The sequence below is a fragment of the Rhizobium sp. 10PS4 genome (genome assembly GCF_032464805.1).
In the GTDB taxonomy this organism is placed as follows: Bacteria; Pseudomonadota; Alphaproteobacteria; order Rhizobiales; family Rhizobiaceae; genus Rhizobium; species Rhizobium laguerreae.
Genome location: NZ_JAWDIW010000015.1, coordinates 1 through 16,193 on the forward strand (window position 1 = coordinate 1; position 16,193 = coordinate 16,193).

16 protein-coding genes are annotated in these 16,193 nt (G+C 60.0%); 10 read left to right on the top strand and 6 right to left on the bottom strand.

Annotated elements, in window-relative coordinates:
* Positions 1–150: 150 nt before the first annotated feature.
* The 4 genes from RWJ89_RS26385 to RWJ89_RS26400 form a co-directional block, all read right to left on the bottom strand.
* The gene (locus RWJ89_RS26385; protein WP_131666208.1) at positions 151–1,350 is read right to left on the bottom strand and encodes a mandelate racemase/muconate lactonizing enzyme family protein; all 1,200 of its coding nucleotides are present in this window, start codon (positions 1,348–1,350) and stop codon (positions 151–153) included.
* Positions 1,351–1,367: 17 nt separating this feature from the next.
* Positions 1,368–2,729, bottom strand: a complete 1,362-nt coding sequence (locus tag RWJ89_RS26390) for a mandelate racemase/muconate lactonizing enzyme family protein (protein ID WP_316031690.1) — start codon at positions 2,727–2,729, stop codon at positions 1,368–1,370.
* Positions 2,730–2,791: 62 nt separating this feature from the next.
* Entirely contained in the window at positions 2,792–3,979 is a 1,188-nt protein-coding gene (locus RWJ89_RS26395; RefSeq protein ID WP_342588088.1) for a mandelate racemase/muconate lactonizing enzyme family protein, read from the bottom strand.
* Positions 3,980–4,011: 32 nt separating this feature from the next.
* A complete protein-coding gene (locus RWJ89_RS26400) occupies positions 4,012–4,722 on the bottom strand; it encodes a GntR family transcriptional regulator (protein ID WP_077979278.1) in 711 nt (236 codons plus the stop codon).
* A 208-nt stretch (positions 4,723–4,930) separates the two neighbouring features.
* Between RWJ89_RS26400 and RWJ89_RS26405 the strand changes: the two genes are divergently transcribed.
* The 6 genes from RWJ89_RS26405 (at position 4,931) to RWJ89_RS26430 (ending at position 11,402) form a co-directional block, all read left to right on the top strand.
* Positions 4,931–6,409 carry an ABC transporter substrate-binding protein gene (locus tag RWJ89_RS26405; RefSeq protein ID WP_017961866.1) on the top strand — a complete coding sequence of 493 codons (1,479 nt, stop codon included), beginning with the start codon at positions 4,931–4,933 and terminating at the stop codon, positions 6,407–6,409.
* A gap of 74 nt (positions 6,410–6,483) precedes the next feature.
* Positions 6,484–7,443, top strand: a complete 960-nt coding sequence (locus RWJ89_RS26410) for a carbohydrate ABC transporter permease (protein WP_131666205.1) — start codon at positions 6,484–6,486, stop codon at positions 7,441–7,443.
* Positions 7,440–8,327 carry a carbohydrate ABC transporter permease gene (locus RWJ89_RS26415; protein WP_131666204.1) on the top strand — a complete coding sequence of 296 codons (888 nt, stop codon included), beginning with the start codon at positions 7,440–7,442 and terminating at the stop codon, positions 8,325–8,327. Before RWJ89_RS26410 ends, RWJ89_RS26415 begins: the two co-directional genes overlap by 4 nt.
* A gap of 10 nt (positions 8,328–8,337) precedes the next feature.
* Complete coding sequence (locus RWJ89_RS26420; RefSeq protein ID WP_131666203.1) at positions 8,338–9,435, top strand: ABC transporter ATP-binding protein; 1,098 nt, start codon at positions 8,338–8,340, stop codon at positions 9,433–9,435.
* Positions 9,436–9,467: 32 nt separating this feature from the next.
* A complete protein-coding gene (locus RWJ89_RS26425; protein WP_316031691.1) occupies positions 9,468–10,631 on the top strand; it encodes a mandelate racemase/muconate lactonizing enzyme family protein in 1,164 nt (387 codons plus the stop codon).
* A gap of 21 nt (positions 10,632–10,652) precedes the next feature.
* On the top strand, positions 10,653–11,402 hold the full coding sequence (locus RWJ89_RS26430; RefSeq protein ID WP_316031692.1) for a ribonuclease activity regulator RraA: 750 nt from the start codon (positions 10,653–10,655) through the stop codon (positions 11,400–11,402).
* 32 nt (positions 11,403–11,434) lie between these two features.
* Here RWJ89_RS26430 and RWJ89_RS26435 read toward each other — a convergent pair whose 3' ends face one another.
* A complete protein-coding gene (locus tag RWJ89_RS26435; RefSeq protein ID WP_026265419.1) occupies positions 11,435–11,629 on the bottom strand; it encodes a hypothetical protein in 195 nt (64 codons plus the stop codon).
* Between the two features lie 120 nt (positions 11,630–11,749).
* Positions 11,750–12,661 (bottom strand): AraC family transcriptional regulator, encoded by a 912-nt coding sequence (locus RWJ89_RS26440; protein ID WP_165504468.1) that lies wholly within the window; start codon positions 12,659–12,661, stop codon positions 11,750–11,752.
* A gap of 274 nt (positions 12,662–12,935) precedes the next feature.
* Here RWJ89_RS26440 and RWJ89_RS26445 point away from each other — a divergent pair, with 274 nt between their 5' ends.
* The 4 genes from RWJ89_RS26445 (at position 12,936) to RWJ89_RS26460 (ending at position 16,192) form a co-directional block, all read left to right on the top strand.
* The gene (locus RWJ89_RS26445) at positions 12,936–13,106 is read left to right on the top strand and encodes a hypothetical protein (RefSeq protein WP_316031693.1); all 171 of its coding nucleotides are present in this window, start codon (positions 12,936–12,938) and stop codon (positions 13,104–13,106) included.
* A 260-nt stretch (positions 13,107–13,366) separates the two neighbouring features.
* On the top strand, positions 13,367–14,389 hold the full coding sequence (locus RWJ89_RS26450; RefSeq protein ID WP_316031694.1) for a methyltransferase: 1,023 nt from the start codon (positions 13,367–13,369) through the stop codon (positions 14,387–14,389).
* A 125-nt stretch (positions 14,390–14,514) separates the two neighbouring features.
* Positions 14,515–15,072 carry a c-type cytochrome gene (locus RWJ89_RS26455; RefSeq protein ID WP_131662114.1) on the top strand — a complete coding sequence of 186 codons (558 nt, stop codon included), beginning with the start codon at positions 14,515–14,517 and terminating at the stop codon, positions 15,070–15,072.
* Positions 15,073–15,388: 316 nt separating this feature from the next.
* Positions 15,389–16,192: an SDR family NAD(P)-dependent oxidoreductase gene (locus tag RWJ89_RS26460; protein ID WP_316031695.1), complete on the top strand. Its 804-nt coding sequence runs from the start codon at positions 15,389–15,391 to the stop codon at positions 16,190–16,192.
* Position 16,193: the final 1 nt, after the last annotated feature.

Below are 16,193 nucleotides of genomic sequence, written 5' to 3' on the forward strand. Positions count from 1 at the left end.
GCCCGCCCCGTGCGGGCTTTTTGCGTTCCAAAGTGAGTCAAGGCAGGCATCCAGGATGCGGTAATCCGGATCTTTCACTCGCTGCCTCCCTGAAGTAAGGCAAGGTTTCCCAGCGGCTGCGATCGCCGACGATATAGAGGGGAGGGAGGTTCAGTCGAAGAAGCCCGCATCCTCTTCGCTAAGATATCTCCTGGCCGCTTCGGCGTCGATATCAAGGCCAAGCCCCGGCGCTTCCAGTAGGTCCACCATGCTGTCCTTAACGATCTGCGGCGGCAAGCCGATTACCAGATCCTGCCACCAGGGATCGGAGGCGGTCGGATATTCGAAGGCGATGTAATTTGCCGGCAAGGTGGCGCAGACATTGATCAACGCGCCGAGGCCAAGCAGGCCGTTAGCGATGCCGTGCGGTGCCATCAGGATCGAGTGCATGTAGGCGTGCTCGGCGACCCATTTGAGCTCGGCAATGCCGCCAACATCGGCTGGATCGGGGCCGATGACGCGTACCGCCTGCGTCTCAATCAGTTCCTTGAAATTGTGCCGCAGGTAGATCTGCTCACCAGTGTGGATTGGCGTCGAGGTGGAGGTTGTCAGTTCCCGATAGGCCTGCGGATTGACCCACGGCACGTAGTCGCCAGTGAGCATGTCCTCGAGCCACATCAAATTGTACTTCTCGACCGCGCGAGCGAACTTGATCGCATCGGGCAGCATCCAGCCGGGGCCGCAGTCGAGCGCCAGGCTGACTTTGTCGCCCAGCACTTCCTTCATCGCGATCACGCAGTCGAGCATGTGATTGAAACCGCGCTCGCTGATCACGCCCTGATCCATGGCACCGTGATAGCCGCCCTTCTTCTGCGTCACGCCGTAGTGGAAGCCCTCGACAGTGTCCTTCATGTTGGAGTGGAACGAGATTCCTTGCTTGACCATGAAGAAGTTCTGCGGCTGCTCCATCATCCATTTGACGTCGGCGGCGTAATCTTCCGGCCGATCGCCCATGCGTTCCTGGCGAATCGAACCATTGTAGACGCGCACCTTGTCCCGCACCTTGCCGCCGAGGAGTTTATAGACGGGCACGCCCGCGGCCTTGCCAGCAATATCCCACAGCGCATGCTCAATAGCGCTCACCGCCGCGCCGTACGGCTTGAAAGAGCCGCGTTGACGGATCTTCAACATTACTCTCTCGACGTCGGTCGGGTCCTCGCCGATCAGCGCCTCGCGGAAATGCAGTACCCAGGGCTTGAGGTGGGACTTGGTGAATTCGACTTCGCCCAAGCCATAGAGGCCCTCGTCCGTAACGATGCGGACGATCGGGTGTTTGCCGATAACGGCACAGCGGAGATCGGTGATCTTCATCTTCGTTCCTCTTCGCCTCAGCTCCAGGTGCGATCCCAGGAATACTCATCGTCCCAGTGATCCGTCGGCAACCAGATGCCGGTGACACCCGGCTGCAGATGCTGCGAGATCACCTCGTCGACGACGTCGTCAATCCCCAGGCCCGGCTTGTCTGGAACAGTGACAAAACCGTCCTTCACCAGTGGCCTGGGAAGGCCGGTGACGATATCGTCCCACCAGTCGACATCGACAGAGTGGTATTCGAGCGCCATGAAGTTTTCAGTCGCGATCGCGACATGTGCCGCGGCCATTGCTGCGATTGGACTTTCTGCCATGTGGATCGCCATGGCGACACCGTGGTCCTGCGCCATGTCGCCGATCTTCTTGGTCTCGAGGATGCCCCCGCTGGTGAGCAGGTCCGGGTGGATAACGGAGACGCCGCCGCTCTTGAGCAGAGGCTCGAAGCCTTCCTTGAGGTATATGTCCTCGCCAGTGCAGATCGGCACTGTGGTGGCGTCCTGCAGTTGTCGGTATTGATCGGTATACTGCCACGGGATCACATCCTCGAGCCAGGCTGGCACGTATTTTTCAATTCGCCTGGCAAGGCGGATGCCGTTCTGCATCGAGATATGGCCGATATGGTCGATTGCGAGCGGCACATCCATTCCGATGACCTCACGAACCTCGGCAATGTATTGCTCAAGGAAGTCGAGGCCCTTGTCGGAAAAGTGGAGGCCGGTAAATGGGTGTGGGACGTTATGCAAATCGTATGCAGCGTTGCGCACGCGCCGCTCTTCATTGGTCTTCAGCGGACCGCGGCCGGGGTGGTCGCGGTAGCCTTCAAGTGAGCCGGCAGGAGACACTACCGCCCCGGGCACATCCGCGATCTGCATCAGCCCCAGATCCATCTTGAGGAAGGTGAAGCCGAGCTCCATGCGCTGCTTGAGGCGCTTGCCGGTCTCGGTACCGCTCGGCACGGTAGCGTCGGTGTCGCAATAGACGCGCACTTTTTCCCGAAAACGGCCGCCAAGCATCTGGTAGACGGGGACGCCATAGGCCTTGCCGGCAAGATCCCACAACGCGATTTCCACCGCCGATACGCCGCCGCCTTGCCGGCCGTGCCCGCCGAATTGCTTGGTCCGGCGAAACAGTCGATCGATATTGCAAGGGTTCTCGCCAAGCAGCCGGCTCTTCAGCATCAGCGCGTAGGTGGCGCTGGCACCGTCGCGCACCTCGCCAAGCCCGACGATGCCCTGATTGGTGTAAATCTTAAGCAGCACTGAGGCGAACGGAGCGCCGGTGATTTCGGCTACCCGCAAGTCGGTGATGCGAAGGTCGGACGGCTTGGAATGCGTGTTCACACGATTGAGCGCCTCGTCGGCTCCATCTGCCTCTAGCATGGTTTATCCTCGTTTTAGTCCGCGGGGCTGCCGCCGCCCACGCTGGGGCGGTGTAGGGGTTGCTAGTCCAGCTCTATCTCGTGGCTTTGAAGGTAGTCGCGGTTCATTTCAACGCCGAGACCAGGCTTGGGCGTAAGCTTGAGGCTGCCGTTCGAGACATCGAGTGGCCTGTCGATGAGGTGATCGTATTTGCCCAGGTTCCACTCCGACGTTTCGAGTTTGTAGAAATTGGGAACGGTCATCATCACCTGCGCTCCCGCAACCACGTTGATCGGCCCTGCCGCGTCATGCGGCGAGACGGGAATGTAGTAGGCTTCGCATAGGGCAGAAATCTTCTTGAGTTCGGTAATGCCGCCGGTCCATGTGACATCAGGCATAATGTAATCAGCCAGTCTGTTTTCGAGCACCGCCACGAAATCCCATTTCGTATGGCCGCGCTCGCCCCACGAGATAGCGGCGCTGACCTTCTCACGGACCTGTCTAAGCGCATTGAGGCTCTCCGGTGGGCAGGGCTCCTCGAACCAGTCGATCTGACCGGCTTCCTCAAGGCTCCGACAAAGGCGAATGGCGGTGGGAACGTCGAAGCGGCCATGCGCATCGATGAGGATGTCGACATCAGAGCCCGCCGTTTCGCGGATCAGAGCCGTGAGTTCGGCGGCTTCGCGCTCATCCTTGCGGGTCATGCTGCCATCGAGGTAGCCGTCCCGCTGTTCGCGAGGCTGTCCGTCGGCGGTGCGGCCTTGTTGGGGGAAAGGATCGAACTTGAGCGCAGTGTGGCCGGACTCGACGATGTCTCGAATTTCGCGGACAACAGCCTCATTGCTGGTAAATTTAGCCTGGTTGGGGTGGGTGTAGAGAGCAATTTCATCGCGTACCGGCCCGCCCAACAGCTCGTAAATCGGCTTACCCAAGACTTTGCCTTGGATATCCCAGAGAGCTATGTCAATGGCGCTCACGCATTCGACCGCGGCGCCGCGACTGCCCATGTAGGTGAAGCTGCGGAATATCTTGTGCCACAGATATTCGATACGCGCCGGGTCCTCGCCTGTCACAGCGGCACCGATCTGCCTCAGGATCGTGCAGAGGGCGCGATTGGCGAGCCTCGTCGTGGTGGTGATCTCTCCCCAGCCGCTCACCCCCTCATCGGTCGTTACTTCGACGAACAGAAACTCTCCCCAATAAGAAGCATCGGACTTGATGAGCCACGGCCGAACGCTGGTGATTTTCATCTCAACTGCCTTTACTGAAATGTTCGGGATAGCGATAATCCAGGCTATGTATTCTATCCTGCCCGAGCGGCGTTACGCGCGCGCATGTGTTCGAGGATGTGCCGGCCGGAGCCCTCGACATGGCGTGCAATGAGTTCGCCTGCCTCGTTCGCATTTCCCGCTTTTACATGCGCGATGAGCTCGCGATGCTCGCTAAGGATCGCGGCACGCCGGGCGAGCGTGAAGTTGAAACGCCGGCTCACGGCTCGAAGCACTTCGCGATGCTTCCACCAAAGCTCGGCGGCATGGCGGTTGTAGTGCTTTTGGTACATTACGGTGTGAAAGGCGGTGTCCAGCTCGCTGTGCCTTAACGTGTCGGCGAAGTTGTTCTCTTCAATGAGGCCTTGGATGCGTTCGAGTTCAGCAATGTCCTCGACGGTGGCCATGTTCACGAACCATCGCGTTAGTGCCGGCTCGATCAAGACTCCTATCTCGTAGATGTCCCGAACAAAATCCTGATCTATGGGCCGGACGCGCGCTCCGCGGTTGGGAATGAGGGTGACAAAGCCCTCCCCGCGCAACAGTTGCAAAGCCTCGCGCACGGGGTTGGTCGAGGTGCCGTGGCGCCGGGCGAGATCGGTGACTACAAGCCGCTCGTTGGCAGCGAGCCGCCCTTCGATGATGTCGTCCCTGATCAGTTGATAAAGCGAGGCGCCCTCGCTGGAAGCCCCGATAGCGTCGATGCCTTCGGGTGGCTTTGCTTTAAAATCGCTTGTTTCGGCCAAGGCTGTCCCCAAATCAATACACACATTGCTCGGATATCACGCCAGCCTTCTGTAAACAATGTACGATTTATTCAATTGACAGGCAATCTACAATCTGAAAACGTATGATTAGGCCAAAGGGATACATTGGGTGGAAAGTCCCGCGGCCGGGGAACAAAGACCGCTCGCTTCGACGCAGAGCGGCATAGGAGAACCTGGAGGATACCCTATGACGAGGATTTCACTCGGCGGCGCCGTCCTGCGCGGCACTGTCTCGACTGCTTTGATGGTATCACTGATGTCGGCGTCGGCGCTCGGCGCGCCGGTCGACTTGAGCAAATGGTCGCCGCAATATGTGCGCTCCATTGCCGGCACACAGAATTTTGACACGGCAGCTGATTGCGGCAAGGTCACCCCTCTCGACTACAAGGGGCGGCTGACTTTCTGGTATCAGGGCGTGTTCGAGGGCGACCCCGACCTCCTGCGCCAGTATTACAAGGAGTTCTTCGAGACCTTCCGCAAAACCTATCCAAACATCCAGCTTGAGGAACAAGCCCTCACCTATAACGACCTCTTGGACAAGTTCCGGACCGCGCTCTTGGGCAATGCAGCGCCCATGGCGGTCCGCCTGCAAATCCTGGGCGGCACCGAGTTCGCCTCAAAGGGATATTTGGAGCCTCTCAAACCTGAGGATGTAGGGTATTCGACCGAGGATTTCTGGCCCGGCGCAATGAAGGCTGTAACCTGGGAAGATGTGACTTACGGCATTCCAACCAACAACGAGACGATGGCGTTCATCTGGAACGCCGACATCTTCAAGCGTGCAGGCCTCGATCCGGACAAGGCTCCGGCAACCTGGGACGACGTCGTCAAGTATTCCAAGCAGATCCACGACAAGCTCGGCATTGCCGGTTACGGCCTCGTGGCTCGCAAGAATGCCGGTAATACGCCGTACCGCTTCATGCCGCAGCTGTGGGCCTATGGCGGCGGCGTCTTCGACGAGGCTACCGCCGACCCGACGTATAAGAAGGTCGAGCTCGATAGCCCGCAGAGCAAAGCGGCATTGCAGGCCTCCTACGATATGTATGTTCGCGACAAGTCGGTTCCGGTTTCGGCGCTCACCAACCAGCAGGCCGACAACCAGCCCCTCTTCCTCGCTGGCCAACTCGGCATGATGATCTCGCACCCGTCCGACTACAACGTCATGCTCGACCTGCAGAAAAAGGCGACGGCCACCGACAAGGACAAGGCGCAGACCGTGATCGACAACATGCGCTATGGCTTGATTCCGACTGGCCCCGACGGCAAACGTGCCGTCGTGTTTGGCGGCTCCAACATTCACATCCTGAAGCCCGAATATGTCGAAGGCGGCAAGGTAGACGAGCCGGCGGCAAAAGCTATCATCTGCATGTGGACAAGCCCCGAATGGTCACTGAAGATGGCTTATGCCGGCTCGAACCCGGGAAACCTCAACGGCTTCAAGACAAAATGGATGAAGGAACGCCTGGACAGCATCAAGTTTCTTGATGTCACGACCTCGATGCTGCCTTACGGCATCCCGTTCCCGGCACTGCCACAGTCCCCCGAGATCATGAACATCATCGTCCCGGACATGCTCCAGAATGCTCTGACTGGGGCCATGACCGTCGACCAGGCAGCAGACGATGCGGCCAAGAAGGTCAAAGACTTGATGGACGGTGGGCTCTAGTCCAAGTCCGACGATCTGACCGGCTGCACATCGGTCGCAGCCGGTTTTGTTCCCAAGGATGAGGGCTCTGCACGGTGACGATCTTGACTGGGAAGGCCGAGGTTTCCCGACGACTACGACCTCATAGGTCCAGAGTGCTGCGAAAGGTCTGGGAGCATCGCGCTGACTACGCGTACGTGCTTCCTGCGATCGCCGTGATGCTCATCGTCATAGCCTACCCCATCTATTACACGATCGAGCTGTCGTTCTTCAATACACCGCCTGGTCTGCAGCTTCGGGACAAGATTTTCGTCGGTCTCGACAACTACACCGCCATCCTCAAAAGTCCGGTGTTCTGGACGGTTACTTCGAACACTCTTATCTGGACAGCGGGATCGACTTTCATCGCATTTGTCCTGGGGTTCGCTTGCGCCCTCGCACTTCATCGTGACTTCGCCGGCCGCGCCATCCTGCGCGCCATCTTGATCATTCCCTGGGTCATCAGCGCGGTTGCAGCGTCATATATCTGGAAATGGATCTACCATTCGGACTTTGGGATCATTGGCTCAGTGCTGGTTGGCCTGGGATTGAGCGACCGGCCGCCGAATTTCATCGACAGCGTCAGTACGGTGTTGCCCTCGCTGATCGTCGTGAATATCTGGCGAGAATTTCCGTTCGCCATGATCATGATGATGGCTGGCCTGCAGACGGTTCCCGACCAATTGCTGCGCGCCGCAAAAGTCGACGGAGCCAATGCATGGCAGCGGTTCTGGCACGTCACCTTTCCGCACTTGAGAAACGTCTCGACGGTGACGATCCTTCTGCTGGCAGTGGCCAACTTCAATTCTTTCATCATCCCCTGGATCATGACCGGCGGCGGGCCGTCGAATGCATCGCATATCTGGATCACTCACATTTACGAACTCGCCTTCGGCCGCCAGCGCTGGGGGGTGGCATCGGCCTATTCGGTGCTGCTGTTCCTGATCCTGATGTCGCTCGGCTACTTCTACGTTCGTGCGCTGAGCGGCAACGACCAGAAAGACGGGAGCGAATGAGCACGATTGTCGAGACTGCTCAGGGCCAGGCGCGTCGCCGTATGCGCATCGATGGATGGCGGTGGGGCGGACGCATCTTCCTTGTGTTCATGCTGCTTTACACCGCATTACCGATGATCTGGATGCTGATCACCTCGATCAAGTCCGGCTTCGCGGCCATGCAATTCCCGCCGCAATGGTGGCCGGACCAACCCACTCTTGCCAGCTACCAGAAGCTGCTCGATCCGCAAAACAGCGTCGGTCAGGACTTCCTTCGTTTCTTCTGGAACAGCCTTTTCGTCTCCACTGCCACGACCATCCTTTCGGTGATCGTGGCGGTTCCTGCGGCCTACGCGTTTTCGCGCTTCACTTTCCCAGGCCGGAACTTTCTGTTCTTCGCCGTATTGCTTCGCAACATGTTCCCGGCGGTGATCTTTCTCGTGCCGCTCTTCATCCTGATGCGCGCGATCGGGCTGGTGAACACGCATAGCTCGCTCATCCTCACTTACCTCACATTCGGCCTGCCGCTGGCAATCTGGCTCCTCAAGGGCTTCTACGACAACATCCCGGTGCAACTCGAGCAGGCCGCGCGCATCGATGGGGCAACGCGGTTCCAGGCCTTTGTCCTGATCGTGATGCCGCTCTCGGCGCCAGGAATCATCGCGACGGCGATCTATTCCTTCATCGGCGCGTGGAACGAGTACATCTATGCCTATACGTTCCTCTCCAAGAACGACCAGCTGACACTGCCGGTCGGCATCCAACGCTTCTTCTCCGAAAATACGACGGACTTTCCCGGCCTTATGGCGGCCAGCTTTATGATGAGTGTGCCCGTCGTGGTCTTGTTCCTCGTCCTGCAACGATACTTCGTACGCGCCCTCACAGAAGGCGCAGTCAAGCACTAGGGAGTTGCCGGTGGCCCACGTGGTCCTCAAAGATCTTGTCAAGACCTATGGCAGCTTCAAAGCTGTCAACGATGTTTCGCTGACGGTCAACGACGGCGAATTTGTAGCGCTCGTCGGCCCTTCAGGCTGCGGCAAGACAACTACACTCAATCTTGTGGCGGGGCTCATCCCCATCACATCTGGCGACATCGTCATCGGCGACCGGGTGGTCAACGACCTCGACCCCAAGGACCGCGACATCGCAATGGTGTTCCAGAACTACGCGCTCTATCCGCAGAAATCGGTCTACAAAAACCTGGCGTTCCCGCTGCAGATGCGCAAACTGCCAAGGGACGAGATCGACAAGAAGGTCAAGGAAGCAGCGCGAGTGCTCGACATGACACAGCTGCTCGAGCGCAAGCCACGCGAACTTTCGGGCGGGCAACAGCAGCGCGTGGCGCTCGGCCGTGCACTCGTTCGCGATCCGGCGGTATTCCTGATGGATGAACCACTCTCCAACCTCGACGCAAAGCTGCGCGTGCAGATGCGGTCGGAGATCAAGCGTTTCCACCAGGACCTCAAGGCGACGATCATCTACGTGACGCACGACCAGCTCGAAGCGGTAACCATGGCCGACAGGATGGCGGTGATGAACGGCGGCTACCTGCAGCAATACGATTCACCGGCGCAGGTCTTTGCCCATCCGGTGAACATGTTCGTCGCCAGCTTCGTCGGCAGCCCGGCGATGAGCCTTGTTCCGCTGGAGACGTCAACGGCAAGCGGCAACACTGTGTTGACGAGTGCGGAGGGCTGGCGCCTCGAGCTCTCGCCAGAAAACGCTCAGAAGGTCTCAAGGGCGACAACCAAGAAAGTCGTGCTCGGCGCACGTCACTCGACGATCAAGCTGCACAAGAGTGCGGTGCCAGGCAGCATTCCTGCCAAGGCCTACACGGTGGAGCCGACCGGAGACGTCACCTTCGTGCAGGCGTTTCTTTCGGGCGCCATCGTCAATGTCAGCGTGCCGCCGACCATTGCCGTCGCGCCCGACGAACAGATTTGGCTCGAGTTCGATCAGGAGCGGATGCATCTGTTCGACGGCGAAACAGAAATGGCCCTCAAGGCCCACTGAGACAGAGCCGATGCGTGCGAATCGAGGCGTGAATGACTACGAAGCTTAAAATCACGGCCATCAAGCCCTATCCAGTATGGGTTGGAACGCGCAACCAGATGCTGGTCAAAGTCGAGACCGACAACGGCATTTTCGGCTGGGGCGAGAGCGGCTTGAGCGGTCGCGAAAAGGCCGTGGCCGGCGCGATCGAGCACTATCGCGAGTTTCTCATCGGCCGCGATCCAATGCAGATTGGTCGGATCTGGCAAGAAGTTTATCGCAGCCAGTACTTTGAAGGCGGGCGCGTTCTGCAGGCGGCAATTTCCGCCATCGACATTGCCCTTCACGACATCAAGGGCAAGGCGCTGGGCGTGCCGGCCTACGAACTGTTGGGCGGCATGCAGCGCGACCGTATTCCTACCTTCGCCTCGACGGGTGACGAGGCCGAGGGCGATGTCGCCATCGAACGAGCCCGCGAACTACGCGAACAAGGGTGGCAGGCGATCCGCTTCTTTCCTATCGGGCAAAACAGCAAGGACATCTTTGAACCGCGCCAGTCGATCGGCGCGACCGCAACTATGCTGAACAAGGCGCGCGAGGCGCTGGGCGACGAGGTCGTCCTCGGCATCGACTATCATCATCGGCTGTCGGTGGCAGAGGCGGCGAGCTTCTGTAACAAGCTCAGCCGCGGCGTGCTTGATTTCCTCGAGGAGCCGATACGAGACGAGACACCCGAGGCCTACGAATCCCTGCGCACGATGACTGACATCCCCTTCGCCATCGGCGAGGAATTTGCCAGCAAGTGGCAATTCCTGCCCTACATCGAGCGTGGCATCCATCAGTTCAACCGGCTCGATGTTTGCAATGTTGGCGGGCTCACCGAAGCGATCAAGGTCGCCGGTTGGAGCGAGGCGCACTATGTGGACCTGATGCCCCACAATCCCCTCGGCCCAGTCTGCACGGCCGCGACCATCCATCTCGCCGCCGCGGTAGCGAATTTCGCCTGGCTCGAGACCAGGGTGCCCGAGGCAAAGCTGGGCTTCGATAATTCCGACTTCTTCCCCGTGCAACCACGGCTCGACGGCCCAGACTATCCGGTCAGCGATCTGCCGGGGCTTGGCGTAGAGGTCAACGAAGAGGCGATCAAGGCGGAGAGCTTCCGGTTCTGGGAAGCGCCTCACCTGAAGCGCCGCGATGGTTCTGTTACGAACTGGTAGTTTCATCCACCGGAGCCTAGAATGACCCATACGCCCGACATTACGCGACCGCCCAAAGAACTGATCGACGCATTGAAGGAAATCGGTGCCGCGACGATTTCCGGCACGCTTGGCCACATGGGCTTCCGCAATCCGCATATGGTCGGTCCCGTGCCGCAGAATCGCGGGAAGTCGATCGTGGGGCCGGCCCTGACGCTTCAATTCATGCCGCAGCGGCCGGACCTCTTCAGCGAGGGAGAATATGCAGATCCGGAGACGCAGTTGCACCGCCATGTGCTTTATCACGTGCAGGAGGGCGATGTGGTCGTGGTCGACGCGCGCGGCGACATGAGCTCGGGCGTCTTCGGCGATATGATGTCGACCTATTTCAAAGGCAGAGGCGGCGCCGGCATCGTGATCGATGGGTGCATGCGCGATCGGCCCAATGTCGAGAAGCTGGATCTCCCTCTATGGCTACGTGGCTGGACTCCCAACTACCATGTGCAGACCAGCATCTATCCGAATGCGGTCAACGTTCCGATTGCCTGCGGCGGTGTCACGGTAATCCCCGGCGACATCATGGTCGCCGACGATGACGGGGTGGTGGTACTTCCAGTCGCGATGGCCGCGAAGGTAATCGAAGAGTCGCAAAAGCATCACGATTGGGAGGAGTTCTCGCGAGTGAAGCTTATGGAGGGCGGGTCGTTGCAGCGCTACTATCCGCTGCATGACGATGCCCGCGGAGAATACGAAGAGTGGCGCAAAGCAAGCCGCTTGGAGAACCGAAGTTAGCCTATCGCCCGGACGTGATCTTCGAGCTTGGTTCACTGCGGTTCACTATCGAAACAAGCGTGGAGCAATTGCATCCCTTCGTCGATGCGGGTCGTGGGAATAGCGCCGTATCCCAGCATAATACCGACTCGTGGGATCGCACTCACGGCGAAATGCGACAGGATCTGGATGGCGACGCCGCGATCGGCAGCGCGGCGGGCGATCACGGCGATCTGGTCTACCGACATTTTCCGGGCCGGAGCGGTGAGATGAAGCCCCGTTGTCGACGGGACGAGCTCGATATGCTCTGCAAACTCACGGGGTGATCGCGTCCCCGAGGAGCTCGTGCCGTTCCCGGTGGATTGCGTTCACCCGACGCGAGCGACCAAGGACCGGTCATGAAAGCAGCGGCAAAACTGGCGTGGGGTCAGTCCGGTTACCTCTCGGAAGCGGGCGGAAAAATGACTTTGGCTGCCGAAGCCGCAGGCCTGTGCCACGTCGGACAATGGAACCTTGCCTGCTGCAATAAGCCGCTTGGCACGCTCGATACGTCTGCGCAACACGTTGCGATAGGGGCCAAAACCAGTCGAGCGTTTGAAGGCACGGGCGAAGTGATAAGGGCTCAGACCGGCCACGGCAGCCAGGTCCTCAATCGTCAGGTCCTGCTCCAGATGGGCTTCGACATACTCCTGCACCCGCCGCAGAACGACTGGCGCCAGACCTCCGCGGATGAAGAGCGCTTTCGGCGGGCGTTCGCTGCAGCGGGCCGCGAGGTAGGCGGTCAGCATTTCGCCAGCCTGAGTTATGGCGATGCGGTCGGCCGGCTCCTCCCACGACAGCGGCAGCACCATGGCGCGGATGATGTTTTCGAGTGACGGGTCGCGTTGGAGGCCCTCTTCGCGCAGGCTTATCAGGCTGGGGTCGGCATCGAGCGTCTCCACCACCCGGGATTCAAACACCGGCGTCGGGATGTAGAAGTGGAGAAGCCGACCTTTCCCGGCAGCTTCCCAAGCCGTCGGCGCGCCGGCCGGCACAACCCAGAGGCTGCTTTCGCCATGGATGGGATCGTAGCCGCGTCCGCGCAGCCGGCGAAAGCCCGCACCCTCGGCGACCCAAAAACTGAGTGTATGGTGATTGGCCGGGTTGTAGTGGTAATGCCCGCGTCCCTCCCGCTCCCAGAGCGCGGCCGCCAAGCCTTCCCCGAAGCGTGCCGAGGCTCGCAAAGGAACACCCGACTGCTGCAAATGGTTGAAGATGGCGTAGTCCTGCAATCGTAACATGGCAACGTCAGTTAACCAAAATCTCTGCCGGCTAGCAACACCGTTGCCCATTCCGCAGCAAGATCAGAACAAAACCCGGAGCTTTTGGACTGACAGCGCCGCGGTGCCTGCGCTATGTGTCGACCTGTGGGAGGGCTTAGTTAGAGCGCCATGCGTCCAATCGGACGCACAAAGGACGCCCTAACTCTTTCAATCCTCGCATCGAGCTTTCCGAAAATCGATTCCGATTTTCGGGCCGATGCTGTAGCAGAGCGAGGAAAGAACATGCGGTTACTTGACGCAATTGCTGTTGGTGGCGGCGAAGCTGAACGTCGCCGACGAACTGGCCGGTGGGCCGCACCCTCCCGAGGCACTCGCGCGGGTGGCTGGAAATGGAAGGCTGAAAGGCCTCGAGCGGAAGCTCGCGTCGATCACTCGTCGAGAGTGCGACGACTTGGATTTGTGAAGGCCACGGTCGCAGCCTTCAAGACTTGGCAATTGACCGCTCAAGACATCGGGCAATCGCGGATTTAAGCCCCGATCAGTTGAGAGACATCGGTCATGCCGAGGCGCCAGCGGCAGTGCTTGAAGTCAAGCCAGGTCTGATCACGTACCTGATGTCGATGAGGTAAGCCGACCACCGGGCCGTTTCAGCCGTAACTGGCCTGCCGAGATTCAGCGGGCTTGGAACCCGCGCGGTCCGTCTGTCATGAAAGGAGTAAAATGATGCGCACGCAGGAACTTCCTTCCGCCGTCCCGCTGATGGCGCTTTCGACCGGTTTCTGGACCTTCAAGACTCTGGCCGCCGCGCACGAGCTGGACCTCTTCAGCCGCCTTGCGGGCGGCCCGGGCACGACAGCTGGCGAGCTGGCGCAAGCGCTCGGTCTGCATCCACGCCCGGCCGAGATGCTGTTGACCGGCTGCGCTGCACTCGGGCTTCTGGAGAAAACGGAGAGCCGTTATCGCAATACGCCGTTAAGCGAAGCCTATCTCGTGAAGGGCAAGCCGTATTACTTTGGTGGCTTCGTGCGGATGGCCGACAAGCGGCTCTACGCGGGCTGGGGCAAACTTACCGAAGCGCTGCGCACGAACCGGCCAACCACGTGGGACCCTGCGGTGCAATCCTCGATCTTCGACGGCGAGGATCCGACGATGCTGGCACTCTTCTGGGAGGCGATGCATTCGCTCTCCACGATGACCGCGCGCAAGCTCGGCGAAGCCGTGGATCTCAGTCATTTCCGCCGCCTTCTGGACATCGGCGGCGGATCGGGCGCTTATGACATCGAGCTTTGCAAACAGTATGAGGCGCTGCGCGCGACCGTGTTTGATCTGCCGCATGTGGCCGCGATCGCCGCGGGAAAGATTGTCGAGGCCGGCTTGACCGACCGCATCGGGACCGCCGGCGGCAACTTCTTCGAACAGCTTCCCGGGGATCACGACGTGCATCTCCTGTCGATGATCCCGCACGATTGGGACGAGGCCAAGAACCGCGCCCTGCTGCGCCGGTCCTTCGAGGCTTTGCCGAGCGGCGGCGCAGTGATCATCAGCGAGCTTCTCGTCAATGACGAAAAGACCGGGCCGGCGCCGGCCGCGCTGATGAGCCTCAACATGCTGATCGAGACGGAAGGGCGAAACTACACGCCGGCCGAATATTCGGCGTGGCTCGAGGAAGCCGGCTTCCGGCACATCGAGACGGTCTGGTTCGACGCACCCGCCGCGAACGGCGCGGTGATCGGCCGCAAGCCCTAGATCAGGATGATTTGGGCCCAATCGGCCTAAAATATGAAACCTGATCTAAATCAGAGCATGATGTCGTCTGAAAACCGCGCACACTTTTCGGCATCATGCTCCAGAGCAACGGGACGGAGGGAAGCATGAGCATTCACGATTTCGGAACTGCTGTCACGCGCGTGGCGTCGCGGGCGGCCAGGCGGGTGTTGCCCGCAGCATTCGCAGCGCTGGCGGCGGCGATTGGATCGTCGCCTGCCGGCGCGGCCGACAGCGAGCTGGTCGAACGGGGGAAATACCTGGTGACCATCACGAGCTGCACCGATTGCCACACGCCGGGACATTTCCTCGGCAAGCCGGACATGACGCGTCACCTCGGCGGCTCCGAGGTCGGTTTCGAGATCCCTGATGTCGGGGTGTTCTACGGCCCCAACCTCACGCCCGATGAGGAGACGGGTCTCGGGCGTTGGAGCGAGCGTGATATCGTCACTGCGATCCGGACAGGCAGGCGCCCCGACGGACGCATGCTCGCTCCGGTCATGCCGTGGCCCGCATTGGCGAAGCTCACCGACTCTGACGCCGCGGCGATTGCGGCCTATCTCAAGAGCCTGCCGCCGGTGAGCAACAAGGTGCCCGGACCGTTCGGGCCGGGCGAGGCGCCAACTTCGTTCGTGATGAAGATCGTGGCGCCGGCGGAGAAATAGGGGCGGCGCATTGCAGGGCGGCGCCCATCCCATTTCCGGCTCACGACTCGCGCGGAGTCGCCCCGGATGATCGCGCCGGAGTTCAGTTCGGGAAGAGAACATCGCCCTTCCCGAGCCCGTATTTTCGCCGCCTGCCGCGCTTTTTGAGATCAGCGCGACCAACAGTTGCCCCTCCGTCCTGAGTATTTTGCCCACGCGAAACTCTGTTTCCAGTCTGCGTATCGCCTCCACATTGCGCTTTACAACTATATAACATAGTTGCTACGTTACTAGCAATGGTGAGGCGAGCCTGCTGACTGGTGTTGGGCTGCCCTTGATGAAGGACGCTGCGACGATGTCTGGGACCTATGCTACCTTTTCCGACGATAGTTTTGCGGGCCGAAGCGTCCTTATCACGGGCGCAGCGAGCGGAATGGGTCTTGAAACGGCAAGGGCCTTCGCCAGCAAGGGCGCGGAAGTCGTCATGGCGGATCGTGACGAGGCGGGGCTGAAGCGCTACGGTGCGGAACTGCGCAATGGCGGCGCGGCTATTCACACCGTGACGGTGGATGTCAGCGATCAGGAAAGCATCGACAAGGCCTTCGATTTTTGTGACGCAAATCTGGCGCGTCTCGATAACGTCGTGACATGTGCAGCGATCATCACAGCCAAGCGTATATTCGAGCAGGATCGGGCGCATTGGCATCGCGTGCTCGATGTCAATCTGCTCGGCAGCTTCTTCGTCGTGCAGGCGGCGGTCAAACGCATGCTCGACAACGCCGATGGCGGCAACATCCTCTGTATCGCCTCGGATGCCGGCGTGCATGGCGGCGGCGGGCTGATCGCCGATACCGCTTATGCGGCATCGAAAGCCGGGATCTTGTCGATGGTCAAATCGGTGGCGCGGGAACTTGCGGGCAAGAAGATCCGCATCAACGCGCTGAACCCCGGGCCGACGGATTCCCCGATGCACTCCCATATCGACCAGTCGCTGAAGGACCGCATCGCCGGCAATCTGCCGATGCGGCGCATGGGACGGCCCGAGGACATGGCGGCGGCAATCATGTTCCTGTGCTCGGATGCAGCCAGCTTTACCTACGGCGCCGCGCTCGATGTCGATGGCGGATCGATGTTCCGCTAGA

Excerpts from the sequence above, each read along its gene's own strand:
- RWJ89_RS26385 (WP_131666208.1), bottom strand. The coding sequence starts at position 1,350 with ATGAAGATCACCGATCTCCGCTGTGCCGTTATCGGCAAACACCCGATC.
- RWJ89_RS26390 (WP_316031690.1), bottom strand. The coding sequence starts at position 2,729 with ATGCTAGAGGCAGATGGAGCCGACGAGGCGCTCAATCGTGTGAACACG.
- RWJ89_RS26405 (WP_017961866.1), top strand. The coding sequence starts at position 4,931 with ATGACGAGGATTTCACTCGGCGGCGCCGTCCTGCGCGGCACTGTCTCG.
- RWJ89_RS26415 (WP_131666204.1), top strand. The coding sequence starts at position 7,440 with ATGAGCACGATTGTCGAGACTGCTCAGGGCCAGGCGCGTCGCCGTATG.
- RWJ89_RS26425 (WP_316031691.1), top strand. The coding sequence starts at position 9,468 with ATGACTACGAAGCTTAAAATCACGGCCATCAAGCCCTATCCAGTATGG.
- RWJ89_RS26430 (WP_316031692.1), top strand. The coding sequence starts at position 10,653 with ATGACCCATACGCCCGACATTACGCGACCGCCCAAAGAACTGATCGAC.
- RWJ89_RS26435 (WP_026265419.1), bottom strand. The coding sequence starts at position 11,629 with ATGTCGGTAGACCAGATCGCCGTGATCGCCCGCCGCGCTGCCGATCGC.
- RWJ89_RS26440 (WP_165504468.1), bottom strand. The coding sequence starts at position 12,661 with ATGTTACGATTGCAGGACTACGCCATCTTCAACCATTTGCAGCAGTCG.
- RWJ89_RS26450 (WP_316031694.1), top strand. The coding sequence starts at position 13,367 with ATGCGCACGCAGGAACTTCCTTCCGCCGTCCCGCTGATGGCGCTTTCG.
- RWJ89_RS26455 (WP_131662114.1), top strand. The coding sequence starts at position 14,515 with ATGAGCATTCACGATTTCGGAACTGCTGTCACGCGCGTGGCGTCGCGG.
- RWJ89_RS26460 (WP_316031695.1), top strand. The coding sequence starts at position 15,389 with ATGAAGGACGCTGCGACGATGTCTGGGACCTATGCTACCTTTTCCGAC.